Raw genomic sequence first — 24770 nt, 5'->3', positions numbered from 1 at the left:
TAATACTTTGCTTAAAACTAAGAAGTTTTAAGCATTATAGTTGTTGTAATATTTTTTCTACTACTTCAGCAGGATTTTCAGCCTTATAAATAGGTCGTCCTACAACAATGAAATCTACTAAAGCACTCTGTGCAAATGCTACGTCAGCTACACGTTTTTGATCACCTGCATCTTCACCAAACGGACGAATTCCCGGTGTTAATGTCATAAACTCTTTTGATGTAAGATTTTTAATAGACTCACTCTCAAATGCAGAACATACTACACCGTCAAGTCCACACTCATGTGCATCTTTTGCAAACTGATCAGCTTTTTGGGCAATTCCTTTTTCGTATACTGCACTAAACTCTTCTTCTGTAAATGATGTAAGAGCAGTCACGGCTAATACTATTGGACGTTTCTCATATGATGAAAGTCTGTCCATAACCTCTTGCATAGCACGGCGCCCTGCACTTGCATGTACGTTAAACATATCAACGCCAAGGCCCATAATAGACTCAGCAGCATCTGCCATTGTATTTGGGATGTCATAAAGTTTCAGGTCTAAAAATATTTTAAAATCAGGGTTGATTGCTTTGAGTGCTTTTAAGAACTCTTCTCCATCACGAATGTAAGTTCTAAGCCCTACTTTGAGCCAAATATTATAGTCTTTTATTTTTTCAACGAGAGCAAGGTTTTCCTCTTTAGTAGAAAGGTCTAGTGCAACACATAATTCCATAATCAGTCCAATACATTAATTTATGAAATTATAACACTTTGGAGTTTGATTGCGCCTTATTTAGCTAGAGTGAATTAAGATTGCGGCATTATAATGTCATTAATATTTTAAACAAGGCATTTGACTAACTATGAAACTTCTTTTTCAAAATGATGATTTTGCAATTGTCTCAAAACCTGCAGGAATGAACTTTCACTCAGAAGATGAAGCGGGTTTTGTAGTACTGGCATCTGAGATGCTTGACTGTAAACTTTTTCCAGTTCATCGTTTGGACAAGATGACTTCCGGACTTGTTATCCTTGCCAAAAGCTCTGAAGTTGCGAATGCTTTTTTACAACTGTTTGAGTCTCGTAAAATTGAAAAATATTATCTGGCAATCAGTCTTCGAAAACCTAAAAAAAAGATGGGAAAAATTGTAGGTGACATGGCAAAGGGAAGACGTGGGAGCTGGAAACTAATGCACACTAAAGACAATCCTGCCATCACCCGTTTTATCTCAGTATCTCTAAATCCGGGAGAAAAGCTTTTCTTAGTAAAACCATATACAGGAAAAACCCATCAGATTAGAGTAGCTATGAAATCTGTCGGTTCACCAATTGCCGGAGATGAAAGATATGCAGCTGCTGAAGATGCTAAAAAGCTCGATCGCGGCTATCTGCATGCTTATGCTTTAAAATTTGATTTAAACGGGGATTCGTTCTCTTTTAAACTTCCACCCGATGAAGGGGAGCTGTTTTTAACAAAGGAGTGTCAAGGGCAGATAATGTTATGGGATAAACCCGAAGAATTTTTCAAATAGTTTTTATCTATTTACAAGCTTGTAAAACTTTTTTCTTTTCTAATCTTTTTGCTAACTCTTGCTTTTGTTCTACAGTTAAAACATTGTACATATTGTCTCGAAGTGCACTAAAAGAATTTTTTCTTTCCATTTTGTGTCTCATCAACATTGCTCTGAGTCTATCTCTTTGTATAACGTTTAGTTCTAAGTTCATCATCTCTTCTATGACCTTTTGATCAGTTTGCATTTGACAACTTTTTTGATCTCCACATCCACCTTGTGAAGAGCAACATGCTCCTGAAACTGCATATAAAGAAGATGCTAAAAACAAAGATAAAGAGAAAACTGTAATTTTATTCATTGGAAATTCCTTTGCATAATAGTACACAAAAGATTGTAAATGAAAAGTATAGAAGAAGGTTGTTGGTTAAGTCTTATTTAGACTTAACCATAGTTTCGATTTTCTCAACTACTGAAGGGTCTTCAAGTGTTGAAATATCTTGCGTGATCTCCTCGCCTTTAGCAATTGAGCGAAGGATACGACGCATAATTTTTCCAGAACGAGTTTTTGGAAGTCCCGGAGCAAAAACGATATCATCACATACAGCGATGTTACCGATCTCTTCTTTAATGTGAGAGTTAATGATTTTCATCTCTTCAACTTCATCAGCTACACCGTTATCAGATTTTAGTACAACGTAAGCAAAGATACCCTCACCTTTAATTTCGTGTGGTTTACCAACTACAGCAACTTCTGCAACATTCCAGTGTTTTTTGATTGCAGCTTCAACTTCAGCTGTTCCCATTCTGTGACCACTAACGTTGATAACGTCATCTGTACGACCAGTAATTGTAATGTAACCGTCTTCATCGTAGATAGCACCGTCACCAGTGAAGTAAACAGCTTTACCGTCTTTTTTAACATCACCGAAGTATGATTTGATGAATCTGTCAGCATCACCCCATACACCACGGATCATAGATGGCCAAGGACGAGTAACACACATATAACCTTTTTCACCTACGCCTACTTTATTACCAGTTTCTGGATCTAAAATTTCACCCATAATACCCGGTAACGGTAAAGTAGCACAAGCAGGTTTGATAGGAGTAGCACCCGGTAATGGAGAAACGATGTGTCCACCAGTTTCTGTTTGCCAGTAAGTATCTACGATTGCACATTTGCTTTGACCAACTTCTTCATAATACCATTTCCATGCCGGTGGATCAATAGGCTCACCAACAGTTCCCAGAACTTTAAGAGATGAGATGTCGTATTTTGCAGGCTCATCTTCACCAGTTTTATGTAATACACGGATTGCAGTTGGAGCTGTATAGAATTGGTTAATTTTATACTCTTCAACCATTTGCCATGGGCGACCAGCATCAGGGTATGTAATAACACCTTCAAACATAACAGTTGTCGCACCCATTGCAAGTGGACCGTAAACGATGTAAGTATGACCTGTAATCCAACCGATATCAGCCGTACACCAGTAAGTATCATTCTCTTTTACGTCAAATACCCATTCCATAGTCATTTGTGCCCAAAGAATGTATCCAGCTTGGTTATGTTGAACACCTTTTGGTTTACCAGTTGAACCTGATGTATAAAGTAAGAATAATGGATCTTCACTATCCATAGGCTCAGCATCACATACAGAAGATTTGTTTTTAATTAACTCGTTGTAAGAGTAATCACGTCCTGCAACCCACTCTACATCTTCATTGTTTCTCTCAACAACAAGTACTTTTTCAACAACATCACAACCTTCTAATGCTTTATCTACAACAGGTTTTAGCATATATGGTTTTTCTTTTCTAAATGCACCGTCAGCAGTGATTACAACTTTAGCTTCAGCATCTTCAATACGATCACGTAAAGCTTCTGAAGAAAAACCACCAAATACGATCGAGTGAATTGCACCGATTCTAGCACATGCAAGCATTGCATATGCAGCTTCAGGAATCATTGGCATATAGATAACTACACGGTCACCTTTTTTTACACCGAAATCTTCTTTTAAAAGATTAGAAAATTTGTTCACTTGGTAGAAAAGTTCAAGATAAGTAATAATTTGTTTATCACCTCTGTCACCCTCAAAAATAATCGCTGCTTTATTTTTACGAGACTCTAAATGGCGATCAATACATTGGCTAGCAACGTTTAATTTACCACCTTTGAACCATTTAACAAATGGGAAGTTTGATTCATCCAAAACATCAGAAAACGGTTCGATCCAATCTAGTTTTTCTTTCGCATAGCGACCCCAAAAACCTTCATAGTCTTCCATAGCTTCTTGTTGAAGCGCATTGTACTCACACATGTTTTTAATTCTTGCATTTTTAGCAAATTCTTTGTTTGGTTGGAAAACCGGTTTAGCTTGAATCTCTGACATTAATATTCTCCTTAAATTAATTTGTCAATTTTAAATAAATCATTGCGGTCATAATCGCATCATTAACCGCATTGTGCGCTCCCATACGAGGCAAATCTAAGCTTTGCATGATTGTATCGAAGCGTAAATCAATATTTCCTTGAGGTATTAAAGTAATTGTTTTATCAAAATATAATTCAGAAACCTCGACCATCTCATTAGGCAATTCTATTCCTAAAAGCGGTCGTATGTACTTGTTTATCATCTCGACATCAAACTCTAAATAATACCCAACTAATTTTGAACTCCCAATAAAGTAAAGAAACTCTTTTATAGCCTCTTGACTCTCTTTAGCATCTTTTAGATCGCAAGGTCGGATTTTATGGATCTCGATACTTTTTGGATCTATCTCTTTTGTATTTTTAAGATACACTTCAAAGGTCTGTGAAGTGATTATCTTATTCTCTTTTATTTTTACTGCACCAATGGAAAGAACTTCATCCTCTTTCGGATTTAGTCCCGTTGTCTCCGTATCGAAAACAACTACCGTACCATCGTCACTCTTTTGAAATAAAAATTCAAATTCTCTATCTTTGAGTCGTTTAAAATCTCGACGCTTTTTAAAAGCTTTAAAGATAGATGCAAACATCAGCTCACAATCTCCAAATGGAAATGGAAAGTGATAAACTTCTTAAATTTATTTACGATTTTAAAACTGTCTTTTAAGAGGTCTTTTTGCACTTTCTCCAAAGAGTTCGGATCGATAAAGTTGTCATCATCTAAACTTGTAGCACCCAGCATTGTTTTTAACTTCATAGAAGAAAGCGTATCAAAACTCTCAATAAGTTCTGATGCAAAATTTTTATCTATCACACCTTTATTGTTCAGTTGTTTAATTCTCTCAACTGTATTTGTTTGTTCTATACGGTATTTCAATGCCAGACATCTTATACCGTGCACCAATGCAAATAAACCGCCTTTTTTGACATCAAGTTTATTTGCATGGCTTTTTTCAACAACAAAGTTTGAAAACACAGATAAAGGTGTTTCAAAATTGAGTGTCGCTTTTGCCAAATGTGCTAAAACATCATCTCTAGCTTCAAATCTTTGAAATAGAAAATCTTTTAGCCCATCAAGCAAATCGCAGTTTCCACTCACACATTTTGCATCTAAAAATATACTCAAGTTTTGCAATGTACTTTCATCCATAGATGAAGACCATCCGTCTATAAGTTCTTGATATGAACGAACGTTTCTTCTCCAAAAAGGATTGCTTACCATCACACCGCCTTTACACTCAGGAAAGCCGATATCCAGTAAAAAACTATTAATCTGCATCATCGGTTTTTCAAACAAAGCGACGTCTACACTGTCATCTACGATCAAAGCATTGTCTTGATCGCTTTTGACACCCTGTTCTTCTCTTCCCTCACTGCCCATGACAATCAGGGAACACTTATTTTGTAAAGACTCATCGACACACATCTCAAAAGCTTTTTTATAAATCTTTTCATTAAGTGCCGAGACGAGTTTAGTTATGTAACGAACCTTAACTCCTTTTGCAGTAAGGGCTAAGATCAGGTTTTTTACATCGTCTTGTATACCTTGAAGATCTTCAATTGAGTTTGCTCTGTCTATCTGCACGGCAACCAAATGGGAATGGTTGGCAAAAAAACTAAGAAGATCCAGCTGCTCCAATACTCCGATAATTTTTCCTCCGTCTTGAACGACAACTCTTTTAATCTCTTCATGTGTCATAACAAGCAGTGCGTTAAATAAGAACTCCTCTTTTTCAACACTCACCATTTTTGATGTAGCTATAGTTTCAATTGGTTCATCTATTTGCACATTGCCTAAGAGTACTTTTTCTTTAAGATCGGTATCTGTTACTACACACTCTTTTTCATCAACTATAATAATACTTGCTTTGAATCTTTTTTGTTTTTGGAGGGCATCATAGATTGAAGTTTGAGATGAGACAATACATGCTTCATGAAGGTAGATGTCTGAAACTCTTGCCACGAGAAAAGGTGTGAGTTCACTACTGTTATGGTATTCTTTAAGTTGTTTGTGACGTGAGATAAAATCTTGGAGAAAGTAGCCTTGGATCTTTTTGTTCTGCATAAGATCGAGAAAGTCGTCTTTTTTGATCTCGTAGCATATAAGATCTTCGGTTACTACAAATCGTGAAGATGTTTCTTGATAGATCAAAGCGTCTGCATCAAAACTATCACCCTCATTGTATATGTTGTACAGTTCATTGTCAACATATTCTGAGACTTGTCCTTTTATAATTATGTAAAAGGCTATACTTTCTAGTCTTGGCGAAACAAGGAGTGTTTCTTTTGTATAGTATGCAATATCTATTTTGGACATCAGATTGTCGAGTTCCACGGAACTCAACAATTCAAATGGGTGAATAGACTCGATTAAACGTCTTTGATCTAATATGCTCATTGATTAATGCTCAACTGCACCTTCAGCGCCAATACCTGTTTGGCTTCTAATATATTGTGCTTCGAATAGTTCACGTTCATTTTTAGCATCTTCAGAATTATCTGTAATAGAGAAGAACCAGATACCAACAAATGCAACAACTACTGAGAACAGTGCCGGATATTTATATGGGAAAATTGCTTCCGCATTGCCTAAAATTTGTACCCATACAATTGGACCAAGAATAACTAGGATAACTGCCGTAGCCAAACCTAAAGTACCACCGATTACAGCACCGCGAGTTGTAAGTTTTTTCCAGTACATTGAAAGGAAAAGAATCGGGAAGTTAGCAGATGCCGCGATAGCAAAAGCAAGACCCACAACGAATGCGATGTTTTGTTTCTCAAATGCAATACCCATGATGATAGCAACAACACCAAGAACGATAGTAGCAATTTTAGAAACTCTCATTTCTTGCATAGAATCTACTTCACCTTTTTTAAATACCGAAGCATAAAGGTCGTGTGAAATAGCCGATGCACCAGCTAACGTTAAACCAGAAACAACCGCTAAGATAGTAGCAAAAGCAACAGCTGAGATAAATCCTAAGAAGAAGTCACCACCAACAGCATGAGACAAGTGAATAGCCGCCATGTTGTTACCGCCTAAAATCGGTGAACCACCTTCAATAGCTTGTTTTGCCATATCTAAGTAATGTGGATTTTGGAATACCATAACAATTGCACCAAAACCAATAATGAAAGTTAAAATATAGAAATAACCAATAAATCCTGTTGCATAGAAAACCGATTTACGAGCTTCTTTTGCATCACTTACAGTAAAAAATCTCATTAAGATGTGTGGTAAACCAGCTGTACCAAACATAAGAGCGATAGCAAGTGAAATAGCAGAGATAGGATCGCTAACAAGTCCACCAGGGCTCATTACAGATTCCCCTTTCATCTCAACTGCTTTTGCAAATAATGAACCGAAGTTAAAATCGTAGTGAGCCATTACAGCTACAGCCATAAATGTTGCACCAGATAATAATAAGAACGCTTTAATGATCTGTACCCATGTAGTTGCAAGCATACCACCAAACGTTACGTAAAGAACCATCAGTACACCAACTAGGATAACTGCAATCTCATAGTTTAGACCGAAAAGAAGTTGAATTAACTTTCCAGAACCAACCATTTGTGCAATCAGATAAAGAATAACAGTCGCAATTGAACCAAATGCCGCCAATGTACGGATTGGAGTTTGACGTAATCTGTACGATGCAACGTCTGCAAATGTATATTTACCAAGATTTCTTAAAGGCTCAGCAATTAGGAAAAGGATGATTGGCCAACCAACTAAGAAACCGATTGAATAAATAAGACCATCGTATCCTTTTAAATATACAAGACCTGAAATACCAAGGAATGATGCCGCTGACATATAGTCACCTGCAATCGCCATACCGTTTTGAAAACCAGTAATACCACCACCTGCAGTATAAAAATCTTTTGCAGATTTTGTACGTTTAGCAGCCCAGTATGTAATACCTAAAGTACCACTTACAAAGATTAAAAACATTACGATTGCAGAGATGTTCAACTCTTGCTTCGCAACTTCACCTTCAATTGCACCACTAGCAAAAACAGCAATTGAACCAAGTATTAAAAATAAAAACGCTCTATTCATTAGTTATCCCCTTTAATGCTGCTTTTGACTTTGTTTGCAAGCTCATCAAACTCACTGTTTGCTCTTTTTGTATAGATACCTGTTAAGATAAATGCAATAATGATTACTGCAATACCTATCGGAATCCCGATTGTTGTAACACTGTCACTATTTAATGGCTCTGCCAAGAGTGACGGATCAAATGCTATAGTTAAGATAAATGCGAAATAAACAACAAGCATGATAATTGTTAAAACAATTGCAAAAGATGTTCTCTTTTTTATCAATGTTTGATAGTCTGCATTCGACTTGATCTTTTCAATCAGATCTTTTTCCATAATATTCCCCTTTTTAGAAGTTATAGTTTAGGATAAATCTATACTCATCCCACTCAACCGCACCACGTAAAGTCGTGTCAGCATTAGTTTTGTTTACATAAAAGTCGTTTGTAAAGTTTCCTCTAAAACGTACTTGTAAGTTTTTGATCATTGACGGATAGTATATCACATCAAATCCTACTTCAGAAGCATCACCTTCTGTGTATCCATTATTCGCTGCCATATCAAAGTTTGCATAGTATACTGCAGAAGTCAGTTTCGCACCAAAATCTTTCCAGTCATACGATACAGCCGCTTTTGCAGCCTTTGTTCCTGCTAGGAACATATGACGTGTAACCATACCTTGCGTATATGCCGGCATACCACCCCATGGTGTGATAATAGCATTTGCAGTAGATGCATCGTTAGCACTGTTTTTACTTGTTTGTGAGTATGCAGCATATACATTAAAGTTTGCAACTTTAACACCCACTTTTGCAGCTCCATACAATCCATTTACAGTTCCAGCAAGCTTATCACCTACTTCATCTTCTTTAATGAATTGTGCTCCAACATATGGAGATACTGAATTTGACGGCATACTATAGTTTAACTCACCATAGACTGCATTTAAAATATCGTGAGCATAGTAATCCCATAATTGAACTTTAAGGTTAGGAACACCAGTATATGTAACAGATGCCACACTTACACCTTTTGTATCTTTGCCTTCACCAAGTGCGTATGTACCCATATTCACAAATTTACCTACGTTACTATGAGCATCAACAGCAGAATAACCTGATGTTATTGGTAAAATACCATTAGTGTATACACGACCGAAAGTACCTTGAGCAAATCTTGTTACATGACCTGCTACGATAGTAGTATCTGGAAGATCTTTATTAATTAAAAGATATGCTTCAAATAAGTTTGGTAGCATTCTCGCATCATCGCTACCCGCTAATGGAGTATCTAACTTTTGACGACCGCCTTTGAAAACCGTATTTTCATATTTATATTGAACATACGCTTCACCAATATATGAGATACTCTTGTTGTCAGGACCTAAAAGTGATGGATCTACCTTTACATAGTCAGTTTTCGGGCTATCTAAGTTAAAACCGTTTGTAGTATAAAATGCAGTACCTAAGCTAAGACCTTTAAAATCTGCCGTTTCAAATTTTAAATATCCACCAACAGCATTGGCTTTTCTTGTGTAGTCACTTTTAGCACTTCTAGTGTCTGAAACACTTCTTACAATGCTAAATTCTCTAATTTGTCCGCTTGCTTTCCCCTCAGAAAACATTGAACTCAGATCTTCTGCTGCATTTGCATTAACACCAGCAACAAGACCACATCCAATAAGACTTAATGTGATACTTTTTTTCATTTTTTCTCCCCATTTAAAGTATTCAAGTCTAATGCTAAAAAATGAAAATAGCATGAACGTAGCAAAATGCTATTATTAAGAAAATTAATATAAAAGTTTTAAAAGTGAGTAAAAAAGTAACTAAGGTTTTTCAATCATGTAACCCATACCGCGAACATTTACTATAATATCCTCTTTAAGAGCCTTCTTTAGTCTGTTTATCTCGGCACGAATCGTAGCATTGTCTACTATTGCGTCATTCCATACATACTCTTGAAACTGGTCAAAGTCTACTACCAAACCACGGTTTCTAGCCAGTAAATCGATAATCTGTGATTGTTTCTTTGTAAGTGTTTGTGCTTCTTGTTGAAAATAGAGTGTTGAGTGTTCCTGATCGTAACTATAGTTCTTTGAAAGCACCATATGGACATTTGGAGTTTTTGCAGACATAACAATCCGGTCTATTCTTAGAGCTAATTCTTTCAAATGAAAAGGTTTTTTGAGATAATCGTAACATCCTAAATTGTATGCACGGGAGATATCTTCTATATCTACCAATGCACTTATATAGATCGTAGGTACATGAATCTTCATGCTGTGAAGCTGTTCTAAAATAGAAAGACCGTCAATTTGCGGTACGTTGATGTCTAGTAGAAAAAGATCGTATTTATTGTTTTGCATAGCTTCGTATGCACTCTCTCCATCGAAGAACGCTTCAACAATGTGACCTAATGATTGTAAGTACTCACAAATCGATTCGTTGAGCATCACTTCATCTTCTAATACAAGTATTTTCATCTATTCACCCATTATCGTAAATCTATATATAAAAGTGTTTTTTTCATCACTGCGATCTAGTGAAATCTTCACACCTTCTTCATCACATATGTTTTTTACAAGTCGAAGCCCTATTCCAAAGCCTTCTATTTTGGAAGTTTGTTCATCTTCCCCTCTATAATATTCATCAAAAATCTTATCAATATTTTTAATCGGCTGAGACTTGCTTCCTATGGAAAACTCAACTTCATGCATAGTTTTAGTCAACTTTACATCTACTACTTCATTTCTATATGTATATTTGATTGCATTGGTTATAGAGTTATCAATAATACGCTGTAGTTTTGTTTTATTGAAAAAGATATATGCACCTTCTACTTCACTATGAAATGAGAAAGATACACTTGAGAGGTTTGCCACTTCAGAGAAAAAGTCTATTCTACTTTTAATGAATTTGTTAATATCTATAGATACTTTAGGATAATTAATATGTTCTTTCTTCACCAGATAACTAAGATCATCATAAATATTAAAAATATTTTTCGCAGCCGCTTCTACTTTTGCAAGATGTCTATCTTTTTCATACTTCATCTCATACAGTTCTAACGAAGTCAATATAACACTAAGCGGTGTATTTGTTTCATGTACCGTATAACGCAAAAACTCTTTTTGTGCATCCAAAATGCGTTCAAGGTCTTGTGTTTTTGCTTTTACTTTATCTTCCAAATGTAAATTCAGTTCTCTGAGTGTACGCTTTTGTTCATTGATTGTATCAACCATTTCGTTTACATGCGTTCCCATTGTTTTGAACTCTTTAAACAAGATCGTATTTGGATTAATCACCTGATCGTTGTGTGCCGCATCTTTAAAGAAGATCAAAAACGACTCCATATCTCTTTGGAGCAGAGTATTGAAGATCTTGTAAAACCCCAGCATGATCGCAAAAAGGATAAAAGCCAGCGTTGCAATCGCTAAAGTGTTTTTAATTAAAAGGGATTTTAGTTTCTCTTGCGCTACATCATAATTATATGGAGTACCTGCCATTTGTTCATGGTGCTGTTGAGAGAGCGTTATCTCATAATCATGGTAATTTTCTTTAATAAGCAAGTAGGCAAAAACTATAGTAAAAAGCAAAATAACAAGTGTCGTTACAATATTTGCCTGACGAATAGTAACACTGTTAAATCGTAAGACTAAATAGTTTTGCAGCTTAATAAAGAATTCTTTCATAAAAGAATTATACATAATTTATAAACTTTGCACTATAATTTCAAAAAACAAAAAAGGCACAATATGTTCGGAAGACAACTAAAAGAGTACGATTTATCAAATGTTAATGAGTTCCAATGGGCAAAAGTTTCAACAAACAAAGGTGATATCTGGATCAAGCTTTATCCTGAAGAAACACCAAATACGGTTGCAAACTTTGCTTACTTAGCTAATACTGGTTTTTATAACGACTTAAACTTCCACAGAGTTATCCCAGGTTTCATGGCTCAAGGTGGATGTCCACACGGAACTGGTACTGGCGGACCTGACTGGGCGATCGCTTGTGAAACAAACAAAAACACTCACAGACACGTAAAAGGAACATTATCTATGGCTCATGCTGGACCAAACACTGGTGGTAGCCAATTTTTCATCTGTTTCGTTCCATGTCCACACTTAGACGGTGTTCACACAGTTTTTGGTGGTATTGAAGCTGACGATGCTGAATCTATGGCAGTTTTAGATTCTATCCAAATGCAAGATGCAATCAACTCTATCGAGATTTTTGCAGAAAGAGCGTAAACTGCTACAAACTGGAGTATATTCTACTCCAGTACCCTCTCATTTCAACCTCTAACCAAATACTCTCAAAGTCGGAATACTTTATGAATCTTCTAAGTCAATATTGATATTAAGGATATACAATGAAAGTATGCAGATGTGCCTATATTGATTATGATTCTATTGTAGAAAGTGTAAAAAAATACGGTGATGATTTAGAAGCAATTCAAGAAGAAACTGATGCTGGCACTATTTGTGAAATGTGTATGTTTGATGAATGTTCCAAAATAGACATCTCTTTACCTGAAGCGATCAAAAAAGCCTTAGAAGAACTATGAAACTGTCGTAAATAAAACTTGCTATAATTCTATAAATAGTTTGAAAGGTAATAATGCTAGTTCATATCTGCTGTTCGGTTGACAGCCATTTTTTCTTGGAAAAGCTCCAACATGATTTTCCCGAAGAAAAACTGACTGGATTTTTCTACGATCCAAACATTCACCCATACTCAGAATACCAACTACGCTACCTTGATGTACAGCGTTCTTGCAAAAAACTCGGCATTGATTTACTTGAAGGCGAGTACGATTTTGAAGCTTGGCTTGATGCCGTACGCGGACTAGAAAAAGAGCCTGAAAAAGGTGCCCGCTGTGAAGTATGTTTTGATAAACGCTTCATCACGAGTGCAAAAAAAGCGCTAGAACTAGGCGAGAAAAAGATCACAACTACCCTGCTTGTAAGCCCGCTAAAATCCCAAGAGCAGCTCAAACGTGTCGGCGATGATTTTCATGCAAAGCACGGTGTTGAATTTATTGCCGTAGATTACAGAAGCGGCGGCGGCACACAGGATCAATCACGCGTAACAAAAGAGGAACAACTCTACCGTCAGGACTACTGCGGATGTATCTATGGACTTACAATGCAAAGAGAGCATCAAGAGAAACTTATGGATGAGATGTTCTCCCCTATTTCTGGACAAACTCTGCCTGCTTCGATTGAAGAACGTTTAGAGATGTACGCACACCGCAATGAACTCGAAGACAAAGGTATAAATTACCATATTATCAAACAGAAGTTTTTAAACTACCGTCAATTTAATTTTAAACTTATCAGCGGAAAAAAAGATGTGCTTGATGCCTATGCACTCTCCTACTCTACACTTCCGAGAAAAAAAGCGCAAGGACGCATAGAGTTTGAAGCACATAACGTTGCTTATTTTAACCGTGAGGAGATCAAGTTTGTTACATTAGAATTTTTCAATGAACAAAACTCCACAAACTATAAAACGATAAAAGAGTTAATCTATAATCCCCTCTCGTTCGAAAAAGAGCTTGAATTTAGAAAAAAAGTCAACGATACCAATTATGACTTAAGCCCTATAATTGTAGTTACAAACCTCCCGGATACAAAGCTTTCCATAGAACTTGATGCTACAACTTATGAGGACACAAAAGAAAAGCTAATCATTTTATAATGAATTTTTTGATAAAATATCCCAAAAATATCATTTAAGGCATTAAAATTATGATTATGGATGTTGTAGAGATTCAAAACATATTACCTCACCGTTACCCTTTCTTACTAGTTGACAGAATTACAGAAATCGTTAAAAACGAGTCACTTGTAGGTTATAAAAACGTATCTATTTCAGAACCTGTATTTGAAGGTCACTTCCCGGGTCACCCGATCTACCCTGGTGTTATGATTTTAGAAGGTATGGCACAAGCCGGCGGTGTATTAGCATTCAAAAGTATGGATAACCTAAGCGAAGAGGAAGTAAAAAACAAAGTTGTTTACTTCATGAGTATCGATAAAGCGAAATTCAGAAACCCTGTAAAACCGGGAGATCGTCTTGAGTACAGAATCTCTGTTATCAAACATAAAGGTGCGATTTGGCTACTTAAAGGTGAAGCTTACGTTGATGACAAGTTGACAAGTGAAGCGGAACTTAAAGCTATGATCGTAGATAAATAAGGTTAAAAATTGAGTAATATTTCCAAACTTGCCGTTATTGAAGACGGTGCAGTTATCGGTGAAAATGTTGAAATCGGACCGTTTTGTTTCGTATCTTCTGAAGCGAAAATCGGCGATGGAACAAAGATCGCACAAGGTGCATGTATCTACGGTAAAACAACGATCGGAAAAAATAACGAGATCTTTTCTCATGCCGTAATTGGTTCAATTCCGCAAGACCTTAAGTTTGCAGGAGAAGATGTTGAACTGATTATCGGTGACAACAACAAGATCAGAGAATTTACACTTTTCAACCCGGGAACTAAAGGCGGCGGCGGTAAAACAATTATCGGAAACCACAACCTTTTTATGGGTTACGTTCACTTGGGTCACGATGTTATCATCGGAAACCACTGTATCTTGGCAAATGCCGCTACGTTAGCAGGTCACGTTGAACTTGGTGATTATGTAGTTATCGGTGGAATGACACCTGTACATCAATTTGTTCATATAGGGGACTATGCAATGATTGGAGGTGCATCTGCACTTTCTCAGGATGTTCCACCGTATTGTATGGCTGAAGGAAACCGTGCCAACTTAAGAGGTCTAAACCTGACAGGTCTTAGACGCCACATTGAAAGAGATGACATCAATGCACTAAAAGCTGCTTATCGTGAACTTTTTGAATCGGGTAAACCTTTAAAAGATACGGCAAGTGAAATTTTAGAAGCTACAAAAAATCATTACGTAACCGATTTATGTAACTTTGTAATTAAGACAAAGCGTGGTATCCCGTTTGAAAGGAAAACAGAAAATGATTCATAGACATTGTAGCTTTTGTGACGCAAGTGAGAGTGAAACAAATCCACTTATAGCCGGTAATGGTGTTTACATCTGTAAAAACTGTGTAATTTCTGCATATAAGATTATGTTCGGTGATGATAAAGTCTCTGAAAACGAACATGAGCACAAAGAACTTTTAGATGCAGTTGATAAACTGATGACTCCAAAAGAGTTAGATAACTTTTTAGGGGATTACATCATTGGTCAAGAAAGAGCAAGAAAGCTTTTAAGTGTTGCTGTTTATAACCACTATAAAAGAATTTTCAAAACTCATAACGTTGAAGATGACGATACAGAAATTGCAAAATCAAACATCTTACTTATCGGACCGACAGGAAGTGGTAAAACTCTTATGGCACAAACAATTGCCAGAGTATTAAACGTTCCTATTGCCATCGCAGATGCTACAAGTTTAACTGAAGCGGGATATGTTGGAGAAGATGTTGAAAACATCCTTACAAAATTGATCCAAGCAGCAGACGGTGACGTTGAGCGTGCTCAAAGAGGGATCATCTTCTTAGATGAAGTAGATAAAATTTCACGTATGAGTGAAAACCGTTCAATCACTCGTGACGTTTCGGGCGAAGGTGTACAACAAGCACTTCTTAAAATCATTGAAGGTTCTGTTGTAAACATTCCGCCAAAAGGTGGAAGAAAGCACCCTAACCAAGAATTCACAGCAGTTGACACATCAAATATTTTATTTATTTGTGGTGGTGCATTTGACGGTTTAGAAGAGATTTTAAAACGTAAACAAGGTGAAAATGTACTTGGTTTTGGACACGATAAAAAAACAAAAGATGAGAAAAAGCCTACATTTGACATGGTTGAACCTGACGATCTAGTACAATACGGACTTATTCCCGAACTAATCGGACGTTTACCAATTATTGCTTCACTTAACGAAATTACGGAAGATGATATGGTGCGCATTCTAACTGAGCCGAAAAATTCACTTATCAAACAATATGTAAAACTTTTCTCTATAGATAATGTAGAACTTAACTTTGAAGAAGATGCTCTTCGTGCAATTGCACAAAAAGCTATCAAGCGTAAAACTGGTGCTCGCGGACTTCGTGCTATTTTAGAAGAAGCGATGATAGATATTATGTATGAACTTCCTGAATACAGCGGCTATGAAGTACTTGTTACTAAAGAAGTTATCCAAAACGGTGAACAACCGGCATATATTAAAAAAACAACACAAAAAACAGCATAAAGGTGAGATATGATATTTAATAAATTTATTGGGCTTTTTTCAAACGATCTTTCGATTGACTTAGGAACTGCAAATACGATCGTTATCGCAAAAGGGAGAGGAATTATTATTAATGAACCTTCAGTTGTTGCAGTAAAAACAGAAAAATATGGACAAAGCAGAGTGCTTGCTGTTGGACATGAAGCAAAAGAGATGGTTGGGAAAACTCCAGGAAATATCAAAGCTATCCGCCCTATGAAAGACGGTGTTATCGCAGACTTCGATATGACAGAAAAGATGATCAGAAAGTTCATTGAAAAAGCACACGGGAGAAGTTCACTTATCTCTCCGCGTATCATTATCTGTGTACCTTACGGTCTTACTCAAGTTGAGAGAAAAGCTGTTCGCGAATCTGCAATGAGTGCAGGTGCAAGAGAGGTTTATCTGATTGAAGAGCCTATGGCAGCTGCAATCGGTGCTGGTGTAGACATTCGTGAACCACAAGGTAACTTAGTTGTTGATATCGGTGGCGGTACTACTGAAATCGGTGTTGTTTCACTTGGTGGTTTAGTACTTTCAAAATCTATCCGTACTGCTGGTGATAAAATTGATCAAGGTATCATCAACTACGTAAGAAAAAAATACAACTTACTTATCGGTGAAAGAGTTGCTGAAGAGATTAAAATCACTATCGGTACTGCTGTTACTTTAGATGAGCCGCTTTCTATGATCATCAACGGTCGTGACCAAGTAGAAGGACTTTTAAGCTCAGTTGAACTTACATCTGACGATGCACGTGATGCTATGAAAGAACCTCTTAAAGAGATTGCTGAAGCACTTCGTGACGTATTAGAGATTATGCCTCCTGATCTTGCAGGTGATATCGTAAACCACGGAATCATCTTAACTGGTGGTGGAGCACTAATCCGTCAACTGGACAAATATCTTTCAGATATCGTTAAAATCCCTGTTTTCGTAGCAGATGAACCGCTTTTAGCAGTTGCTCGCGGAACTGGTCGTGCTTTAGAAGAGATAGACCTACTACAAGAACTTTTCGAGAATGAATAAATCTTCGATTGTATATTTCTTTATACTTCTTGCACTCTTTGTGGGTGCACTGAATTACTCCTCAACAGTACAAAAACCGTTTATTAGTGCGCTAAACTTTATTAAAGACGGTTACCACAACACTACAGAATATATCTCAGACAGCTATAACAGACACTTTTTTCAAGCCGATACAATAGACAAACTCAAAGAAGAGTTACAACGTTATGAGAACAACCATCTCGTAATGCAGGAGCTTGCTTCTGAAATCGATGATTTATATCAAGCTAACGATGCAAACATGAGTATCAATCCAGAAGTAGAACTTGTTCGTACCATATCTTACCAAAAATTAGGGAATCTCAATCGTTTATGGTTGAATGTAAAAGATTATAACGGTTCAAAAATTTATGGTCTTGTTTATAAAGAACTTGTTGCCGGTATTGTAATTAAATATGATGATAAACCTCTTGCTCTTTTAAATAGTGACATTAAAAGTACATATGCCGTCTATATTGGTGATTCTAAGGCACCTGGCATAGCTCATGGAAATAATGAAGAGAACATTGTAGTGAATTTCATACCTGCTTGGTTTATCATCCATGAAGGTGATGAAGTAGTTACATCGGGACTTGACAACATCTTTTTTAAAGGTTTAAAAGTTGGAAAAGTGATCTCAATCAGCCAGTCTGAAGGGTATCAAAATGCAATTATCAAACCCTATTATCAGTCTACAGAACCAAACTATTTTTATATGATTAAGGTTGTAAAATGAGACTTCTTTTAGTCAACTTATTGTTACTCTCAACTTTACTTTTAGCTCAAGATTCAAAACAAGAAGTCAGCTTAGGTTTTGGTCCTTATATTCAGTCACAGCCATACAAAAACACATCTGACATTATTTTACCTTCACCTGTTGTTTTTTTTGACAATTCAATATTTTATGTACGTTGGACACGCGTAGGTATGTACTTTTTAGGGGAGAAAAATGAAGATTTTTCTTGGGGTTTATCACTTACTGCACAACCAAGAACTTTAGGTTATAAAGGAAGTGATTCACTAATCTTAAGCGGTATGAGTGAGAGAAAAAGCTCAATTGAAGGCGGTATAGCTTTTAGTGCTAAATATAAAGGTACATATATAGAAAACATGTTACTACACGATCTTCTTGGTTATCACGATTCTTGGCTTAACAAAACTGAACTTGGAACAAAATATTCTATTGGCAAAGTAAATTTCTATCCAAGCGTTGTAATGCTTTATATGAGTAAAAAATTTATGAACTACTACTACGGAGTCAAAGATAGTGAAGTCAACTTAGCACTTAATCGTCCTGCATATAAAGCAAATGATGGTTTTGAGTTCGGTGTACAAACTTACATCGGTTTTCCACTCACAAAAAACTTTTCTGCACTTTTCAATTTAAGATACGATTATCTCCCAAACAGTGCAAAAAACTCTCCATTGGTTGAAGATAATTACATTTATTCAGGATTAGCTTCAATTTTATATAACTTCGAGTACTAAACTTCATCAAATATTAAGTGCTTTTTGGCTATAATCTCTAAATTTTATATAGACTATTTAGAGGGTAAAAAATGCCAAAACGCACCGACATTAAAACTATTTTACTTATAGGTTCTGGACCAATTATTATTGGTCAAGCTTGTGAGTTTGACTACTCTGGTACACAAGCCTGTAAAACTCTTAAAGAGCTTGGATACCGTGTAGTTCTTATCAACTCTAATCCAGCAACTATTATGACAGATCCTGAATTTGCAGATAGAACATATATTGAGCCGATCAAAGAAGATATTATTGCAAAAATCATCAAAGATGAGCATGTTGATGCAATCCTTCCAACGATGGGTGGACAAACAGCACTTAATGTCGCTATGAAAATGTATGAAAAAGGGATGTTAGAAGGGGTAGAATTTTTAGGTGCAAACCCTGAAGCTATTAGTAAAGGTGAAGACAGACACCTTTTCAATGAAGCTATGATTAAAATTGGTATGGATTTACCAAAAAGTAAAAATGCATACAGTGTTGAAGAAGCAATCGAAGTTGCTAAAGAGATAGGTTTCCCTGTTATCTCAAGAGCTTCATTTACACTAGCCGGTGGTGGTTCAGGTGTAGCATACAACATGGAAGAGTTTGAGAAACTTGCTCAAGAAGGAATTTCAGCTTCTCCTATTAATGAAATCGAAATTATGGAATCTATGCTCGGTTGGAAAGAGTATGAGATGGAAGTTATCCGTGACAAAGCGGACAACTGTATCATCGTATGTTCAATCGAAAACTTCGACCCTATGGGTGTACATACTGGAGACTCTATTACTGTTGCTCCTGCACTTACTCTAACAGACAAAGAATATCAAAGAATGCGTGATGCTTCTTTTGCTATTCTAAGAGAAATCGGTGTTGACACTGGTGGATCAAACGTTCAGTTCTCAATTGATCCTAAAACTGGTCGTATGATCGTAATTGAGATGAACCCTCGTGTATCTCGTTCATCTGCACTAGCATCTAAAGCAACGGGTTATCCGATCGCAAAAGTAGCAACTCTTCTTGCAGTTGGTTTTACACTTGATGAAATCACAAATGACATTACGGGAACTCCAGCAGCATTTGAGCCTGTAATTGACTACGTTGTAACAAAAGTACCTCGTTTTACGTTTGAGAAATTCCCTGAAGCTATCAGTACACTTTCAACTTCAATGAAGTCTGTTGGTGAAGCAATGGCAATCGGTCGTACATTTAAAGAATCTCTTCAGAAAGCACTTTGTTCACTTGAGACTGGACTATGCGGTCTTGATCCAATTGATGCTGATGAAGATTTTATTAAACACGAAATCCGTCGTCCAAATGCAGACAGAATTCTTTATGTTGCAGAAGGTTTCCGTCGCGGTTTAAGTGTTGAAGACATCTTTGAGCTTTGTAATATCGATCCTTGGTTCTTATACCAAATCGAAGAGCTTATTGCAGCTGAAAAAGCTATGGATGATAAAGTTCTTTTTGAAGAAGAAGCTATGAGAATCGCTAAAGTTGACGGTTTCTCAGACAAAAGAATTGCACAACTAGTGTCTCAAAATACTGATAACAAAGTTACTGAAAACGATGTATTTGAAGCAAGAAAAAAACTTGGCGTAAGACAAGAATACAATGAAGTAGATACTTGTGCAGCAGAGTTTGAAGCACTGACTCCATACCTTTATTCAACTACTAACATCACAAAACTTCCTGTTTCTAAAAGAGAATCAGATAAGAAAAAAGTTCTTATTCTAGGTGGTGGACCAAACAGAATCGGTCAAGGTATCGAATTTGACTACTGTTGTGTACACGCAGCATTTGCTTTAAAAGAGATGGGTATTGAAACTATTATGTACAACTGTAACCCTGAGACTGTTTCAACAGACTATGATACTTCAGATGTACTTTATTTCGAACCGATTGACTTTGAACACGTAAGAGAAGTAATTGATACTGAAAACCCAGATGGAATTATCGTACACTTTGGTGGACAAACTCCACTTAAACTGGCAGACGGTCTTACAAAAATCGGTGCTAAAATTTCTGGAACGCCTTCAGCTGTAATTGATCTAGCAGAAGATAGAGAACAATTCTCTGATTTCGTAAACAAACACGGTCTTAAACAACCGGCTAACGGTTTAGCTAGTGCTAAAGAGCAAGCTCCTGCTATCGCTGAAAAAATAGGTTACCCTGTACTTGTTCGTCCATCATTCGTTCTTGGTGGTCGTGGTATGAAAATCGTATATTCTGAAGCTGAATTAAATGAGTATATGGATTTAGCTATCTCTGTTTCAAATGAAGCTCCGGTTCTTATTGACAAGTTCTTAGACCAAGCGATCGAGCTAGACGTTGATTGTATCTCTGACGGTAATGAAGTATATATCGGTTCTGTTATGCAGCATATTGAAGAAGCCGGTATCCACTCTGGAGATTCAGCATGTTCACTACCGCCTGTAAACCTTTCTCAAGAGATGATCGAAAAAGTTGAAGCACAAACTAAAACTATCGCACTTGGTCTTGGTGTATGTGGTCTTATGAATGTTCAATACGCTATCTATGAAGGTGAAATTTACCTAATTGAAGTAAACCCTAGAGCTTCTCGTACAGTTCCTTTCGTTTCTAAAGCGACTGGTATGCCTCTGGCTAAAGTAGCAACTCGTGTAATGATGGGTGAGAACTTAAGAGACTCTCTTGCATACTACGATAAATACAATATTGTTGAAGAAGTTAACGGTTTAATGCGTCCAAAACTTAAAGGTCATATCTCTGTTAAAGAAGCGGTATTCCCATTCCATAAACTTTACGGTGCTGACTTAGTTCTTTCTCCTGAGATGAAATCTACCGGTGAAGTTATGGGTATCAGTTCTAACTTCGGTATCTCATTTGCAAAAGCTCAATTAAGTGCAGGAAACAATATCCCGACAGCTGGTACATGTTTCTTATCATTTGTAGATGCAGATAAAGAGCATGCTATTCCTTTAGCAAAAGACTTAGTACGTCATGGATTTAAACTTGTGGCTACAAAAGGTACACAACAAACTCTTGAACAAGCTGGTGTAGAGTGTGAAGTGGTTCTAAAGATCTCTGAAGGGCGTCCTAACATCGAAGATGCTATGAAAAACGATGAGATTGCAATGGCAATCAATACTTCAGATAATAACACAAGCAAAAAAGATGCAGTTGTAATTCGTCAAGAAGTTCTAAAACGTAATATCCCTTACTTTACAACTTTAAGTGCTGCACGTGCTGCAGTTCTGGCACTTGACGAAATGAAAGATGATTCATGGTCAAAAGCAACAGCACTACAAGACTTTTTAGTATAAACGAACAAGTCATTCTAACACAAACCGATACTACTGTCGGTTTTGTGTCTCAAAATGCCAATGCGTTGGCAGATATAAAAACTCGTCCAAACAGTAAACCATTTATTAAAGTTTACAATTCTCTGAAAAGTTTGCAAGATGCACATAAAAGAGTTCCAAAAACTCAAAAAAGGCTTCTTCGCAGAGCTAATAAAAGTACCTTTATTGTAAAAAATGAAGCCTTTCGTATAGCTGCTTACCCTTTACATTCAAATATATTGCGTAATTTAAACTGGGTTTATTCAACCTCTGCAAATGAAAGTGGTAAAAATTTTGACAGAGAATTTTGTCAATCAAAAACTGATATAATTATAGAAGATCTCAATGATTTGGAAGAAAAAACAGCTTCTAAACTCTTTAAGATCAACAATAAAAAAATAAAGAGATTACGATGAGTAAATTTTTTCAAGCTTTGTTATCGGGGATGTTTTTTACATTTATATTAGACTTTTTTCTTTTTCTGGGAATTAAACTCAATTACATCGATTATTATGAGATAGATCTTTATTACAATATTCTTTTTGCAGATAATCAAGACTTCTTGATATTTCTGTTTTTTACTCTTTTAATCGGCTACGTAACGCTTTATACAAATATAAAACTGGCCCTTGTATTTGTCGGGAGTTTATTTCTACTGAGCTTTGCCACTTTAATTGCCCCTATCGGAAACAGTGTCGGTGCATATATGCTCTCTAAAGAAAATGTAATCCTGCAAACAAGCAGATTTTCTTACCATGGAGATATCCTTTATAATGGAAGAAAAACAGTAACATTCTACGATACGGAACTACAAAAAATCATCATCTTAGACAAAAAGAAAATAAAAGGAAAAATTTAATGAAACAATTTTCATCTTTAGCCAGTGGTGTTGCACTAGGAAGTGCCGGAGTACTTATGATGAGTGTTTTAAGCGGTTGTTCACAGCAACAAGAGGCTCAAAACAAGTTTTTAGTAATTGAACAACAAACTAACGGGAAATATGTAGTAGTTGAGGAGATGCCGACTGACGGTCCTACACGTGCAATAATTCGTGAACGTGATGCAAACGGCAATGTTAGTGAACGTTTTATGAATGAAGATGAGATGAAAGCTCTGGCACAACAAGAATATGACAAGGTACAAAACGGTACAAGTGAAACGCTACATGACGGTGCGGGTGATGCAGGTATGGGACTTGCCGGAACAATACTCGCAGTAGCTGCAGGAAGTCTGCTTGGAAATATGATTGGAAATGCACTCATGAATAACAAAAGTTTTGCAAGAAATGCAGCAACTACAAACAGAAGTGCATACTCTCGTTCAGCAACATCATCAGCTAGTAAAACATCAAGTAGTAAAAAAAGTTTTTTTGGTTCTTCAAGCAGTTCTACATACAATAAAAGCAGTGGCAGTTATTCTAGTAAAACTGGCAGCAGTTCTTTCGGAGGATAAGAGTGGTTCAACTCCAAAATGTTACTCCTCTGAGTAATGATAAATTAGAAGAACTTGGTTTTTCTTGGCATACGGATCATGACGGTAGTAAATATGTCAGTAATGCTCTTGTAGTAGTTTCGGCTACTGAAGCAGAGGCATATTATAATGCGGTTAATGAGCTTTATGATATGTATGTTGAAGCTGCTGAATATGTTATTGAAAATGATCTATTTTTTGAACTTGGCATTCCATTTAATCTAGTTGATGTTATCAAAAAGTCTTGGGAAAATGATGTTCACTGGCATATTTACGGTAGGTTTGATCTTGCAGGCGGTATCGATGGTAAACCTATAAAACTGATAGAGTTTAATGCAGATACACCAACTGCTCTATTTGAAACTGCCCTGCTTCAATGGGCAATTTTAAAACACAATAGTTTGGATGAAGAACAGCAGTTTAACCATGTATATGAAGCTATCTCCAATAATTTTAAAAGACTCATTACCCTTTTTGAAGAGACAGAAAAATTCGATGAGTTTTATGATGGATGGAAAATATTATTTTCATCGGTAGAAGGAAATGATGAAGAGGAAGCAACAACGAAGTTGTTACAACAAATGGCAACTGATGCAGGTTTTGCAACATCGTTTGAATTTTTACAAAATGTCAAGTTTGATGAAAATGGTATCTATGATGCTCATGAAAATAAATATGAGTATTGGTTTAAACTATTCCCTTGGGAAGATATAGCAATAGATGAACCTGAACTTGCAACTACGCTTACATCTATTATGCTCAATCAAGAAGCAATTATCTTAAATCCAGCATACACTCTTTTATTCCAATCAAAAGGGATGCTAAAAATTTTATGTGATCTCTTTCCTGATTCATCGTATTTACTTCAAACTTCTTTTGAACCACTTAAAGTTAAACAGGTCGAAAAACCAGTTTTTGGACGTGAAGGGGCAAATACTAAAGTTTTAGATGGTAATACCGAAGTTATTTCTCAAACAGAAGGCCCTTACGGCAATTATAAAAAGGTATATCAAGAGTATATAGAATTTGCAAAAGATAATAATGGGGATAAATATCAGGCAGGAGTATTTTTTGCTTATGAAGCATGCGGTCTCAGCTTTAGAAAAGGCGGTGAAATCTTAGATAACATGTCTAAATTTGTAGGACATATTATTAAATAAATCCAGAGATAAAC

Annotated in this window: 25 protein-coding genes; 15 read left to right on the top strand and 10 right to left on the bottom strand. The window is 36.3% G+C overall.

Going from position 1 to position 24770, the window contains the following annotated elements; all coding sequences use genetic code 11:
- Window positions 1-34: 34 nt before the first annotated feature.
- Window positions 35-718 (bottom strand): orotidine-5'-phosphate decarboxylase, encoded by a 684-nt coding sequence (gene pyrF / locus P6N22_RS00405; protein ID WP_280329106.1) that lies wholly within the window; start codon window positions 716-718, stop codon window positions 35-37.
- Between the two features lie 130 nt (window positions 719-848).
- Here pyrF and P6N22_RS00400 point away from each other — a divergent pair, with 130 nt between their 5' ends.
- The gene (locus P6N22_RS00400) at window positions 849-1517 is read left to right on the top strand and encodes a TIGR01621 family pseudouridine synthase (protein ID WP_280329103.1); all 669 of its coding nucleotides are present in this window, start codon (window positions 849-851) and stop codon (window positions 1515-1517) included.
- 7 nt (window positions 1518-1524) lie between these two features.
- On the opposite strand, the gene P6N22_RS00395 is transcribed toward P6N22_RS00400, so the two are convergent.
- The 9 genes from P6N22_RS00395 to P6N22_RS00355 form a co-directional block, all read right to left on the bottom strand.
- Window positions 1525-1857: a hypothetical protein gene (locus P6N22_RS00395; RefSeq protein ID WP_280329101.1), complete on the bottom strand. Its 333-nt coding sequence runs from the start codon at window positions 1855-1857 to the stop codon at window positions 1525-1527.
- Between the two features lie 73 nt (window positions 1858-1930).
- Complete coding sequence (acs, locus tag P6N22_RS00390) at window positions 1931-3895, bottom strand: acetate--CoA ligase (protein WP_280329099.1); 1965 nt, start codon at window positions 3893-3895, stop codon at window positions 1931-1933.
- Between the two features lie 16 nt (window positions 3896-3911).
- Window positions 3912-4523 carry a 3'-5' exonuclease gene (locus tag P6N22_RS00385; protein ID WP_280329097.1) on the bottom strand — a complete coding sequence of 204 codons (612 nt, stop codon included), beginning with the start codon at window positions 4521-4523 and terminating at the stop codon, window positions 3912-3914.
- Window positions 4523-6331, bottom strand: a complete 1809-nt coding sequence (locus tag P6N22_RS00380) for a putative nucleotidyltransferase substrate binding domain-containing protein (RefSeq protein WP_280329095.1) — start codon at window positions 6329-6331, stop codon at window positions 4523-4525. The genes P6N22_RS00385 and P6N22_RS00380 overlap by 1 nt, the downstream gene beginning before the upstream one ends.
- Window positions 6332-6334: 3 nt before the next feature.
- Window positions 6335-7999 carry a cation acetate symporter gene (locus P6N22_RS00375; protein ID WP_280329093.1) on the bottom strand — a complete coding sequence of 555 codons (1665 nt, stop codon included), beginning with the start codon at window positions 7997-7999 and terminating at the stop codon, window positions 6335-6337.
- Window positions 7999-8316 carry a DUF485 domain-containing protein gene (locus P6N22_RS00370; RefSeq protein ID WP_280329091.1) on the bottom strand — a complete coding sequence of 106 codons (318 nt, stop codon included), beginning with the start codon at window positions 8314-8316 and terminating at the stop codon, window positions 7999-8001. The genes P6N22_RS00375 and P6N22_RS00370 overlap by 1 nt, the downstream gene beginning before the upstream one ends.
- A gap of 13 nt (window positions 8317-8329) precedes the next feature.
- Entirely contained in the window at window positions 8330-9688 is a 1359-nt protein-coding gene (locus tag P6N22_RS00365; RefSeq protein WP_280329089.1) for an OprD family outer membrane porin, read from the bottom strand.
- A gap of 120 nt (window positions 9689-9808) precedes the next feature.
- On the bottom strand, window positions 9809-10465 hold the full coding sequence (locus tag P6N22_RS00360) for a response regulator transcription factor (RefSeq protein ID WP_280329087.1): 657 nt from the start codon (window positions 10463-10465) through the stop codon (window positions 9809-9811).
- Window positions 10466-11674, bottom strand: coding sequence for a HAMP domain-containing sensor histidine kinase (locus P6N22_RS00355; RefSeq protein WP_280329085.1), 1209 nt, complete (start codon window positions 11672-11674; stop codon window positions 10466-10468).
- A gap of 63 nt (window positions 11675-11737) precedes the next feature.
- On the opposite strand from P6N22_RS00355, the gene P6N22_RS00350 reads away from it, so the two are divergent.
- From P6N22_RS00350 to P6N22_RS00285, 14 genes are all read left to right on the top strand, one after another.
- On the top strand, window positions 11738-12235 hold the full coding sequence (locus tag P6N22_RS00350; protein WP_280329083.1) for a peptidylprolyl isomerase: 498 nt from the start codon (window positions 11738-11740) through the stop codon (window positions 12233-12235).
- A 122-nt stretch (window positions 12236-12357) separates the two neighbouring features.
- A complete protein-coding gene (locus P6N22_RS00345) occupies window positions 12358-12552 on the top strand; it encodes a (2Fe-2S)-binding protein (RefSeq protein ID WP_280329081.1) in 195 nt (64 codons plus the stop codon).
- Between the two features lie 53 nt (window positions 12553-12605).
- On the top strand, window positions 12606-13688 hold the full coding sequence (locus P6N22_RS00340; RefSeq protein WP_280329080.1) for an epoxyqueuosine reductase QueH: 1083 nt from the start codon (window positions 12606-12608) through the stop codon (window positions 13686-13688).
- Window positions 13689-13741: 53 nt separating this feature from the next.
- Window positions 13742-14188: a 3-hydroxyacyl-ACP dehydratase FabZ gene (gene fabZ / locus P6N22_RS00335; protein ID WP_280330458.1), complete on the top strand. Its 447-nt coding sequence runs from the start codon at window positions 13742-13744 to the stop codon at window positions 14186-14188.
- Between the two features lie 9 nt (window positions 14189-14197).
- Entirely contained in the window at window positions 14198-14992 is a 795-nt protein-coding gene (lpxA, locus tag P6N22_RS00330) for an acyl-ACP--UDP-N-acetylglucosamine O-acyltransferase (protein WP_280329078.1), read from the top strand.
- Window positions 14982-16229 carry an ATP-dependent Clp protease ATP-binding subunit ClpX gene (gene clpX / locus P6N22_RS00325; protein WP_280329076.1) on the top strand — a complete coding sequence of 416 codons (1248 nt, stop codon included), beginning with the start codon at window positions 14982-14984 and terminating at the stop codon, window positions 16227-16229. Before lpxA ends, clpX begins: the two co-directional genes overlap by 11 nt.
- A gap of 9 nt (window positions 16230-16238) precedes the next feature.
- A complete protein-coding gene (locus P6N22_RS00320) occupies window positions 16239-17276 on the top strand; it encodes a rod shape-determining protein (protein ID WP_280329075.1) in 1038 nt (345 codons plus the stop codon).
- The gene (gene mreC, locus P6N22_RS00315) at window positions 17269-18030 is read left to right on the top strand and encodes a rod shape-determining protein MreC (protein WP_280329073.1); all 762 of its coding nucleotides are present in this window, start codon (window positions 17269-17271) and stop codon (window positions 18028-18030) included. Before P6N22_RS00320 ends, mreC begins: the two co-directional genes overlap by 8 nt.
- Window positions 18027-18782 carry a MipA/OmpV family protein gene (locus P6N22_RS00310; RefSeq protein WP_280329071.1) on the top strand — a complete coding sequence of 252 codons (756 nt, stop codon included), beginning with the start codon at window positions 18027-18029 and terminating at the stop codon, window positions 18780-18782. The genes mreC and P6N22_RS00310 overlap by 4 nt, the downstream gene beginning before the upstream one ends.
- Window positions 18783-18853: 71 nt before the next feature.
- The gene (carB, locus tag P6N22_RS00305; RefSeq protein WP_280329069.1) at window positions 18854-22108 is read left to right on the top strand and encodes a carbamoyl-phosphate synthase large subunit; all 3255 of its coding nucleotides are present in this window, start codon (window positions 18854-18856) and stop codon (window positions 22106-22108) included.
- On the top strand, window positions 22069-22542 hold the full coding sequence (locus tag P6N22_RS00300; RefSeq protein ID WP_280329066.1) for a Sua5/YciO/YrdC/YwlC family protein: 474 nt from the start codon (window positions 22069-22071) through the stop codon (window positions 22540-22542). The genes carB and P6N22_RS00300 overlap by 40 nt, the downstream gene beginning before the upstream one ends.
- Window positions 22539-22985 carry a hypothetical protein gene (locus tag P6N22_RS00295; RefSeq protein WP_280329065.1) on the top strand — a complete coding sequence of 149 codons (447 nt, stop codon included), beginning with the start codon at window positions 22539-22541 and terminating at the stop codon, window positions 22983-22985. Before P6N22_RS00300 ends, P6N22_RS00295 begins: the two co-directional genes overlap by 4 nt.
- A complete protein-coding gene (locus P6N22_RS00290; RefSeq protein ID WP_280329063.1) occupies window positions 22985-23578 on the top strand; it encodes a hypothetical protein in 594 nt (197 codons plus the stop codon). Before P6N22_RS00295 ends, P6N22_RS00290 begins: the two co-directional genes overlap by 1 nt.
- 2 nt (window positions 23579-23580) lie before the next feature.
- Window positions 23581-24756 carry a glutathionylspermidine synthase family protein gene (locus P6N22_RS00285; protein WP_280329062.1) on the top strand — a complete coding sequence of 392 codons (1176 nt, stop codon included), beginning with the start codon at window positions 23581-23583 and terminating at the stop codon, window positions 24754-24756.
- Window positions 24757-24770: the final 14 nt, after the last annotated feature.

Source organism: Sulfurimonas sp. C5 (genome assembly GCF_029872055.1).
Classification (GTDB): domain Bacteria; phylum Campylobacterota; class Campylobacteria; order Campylobacterales; family Sulfurimonadaceae; genus Sulfurimonas.
The sequence above is the reverse complement of the archived record's forward strand: the minus strand, read 5'-3'. Positions and strand labels throughout refer to the sequence as shown.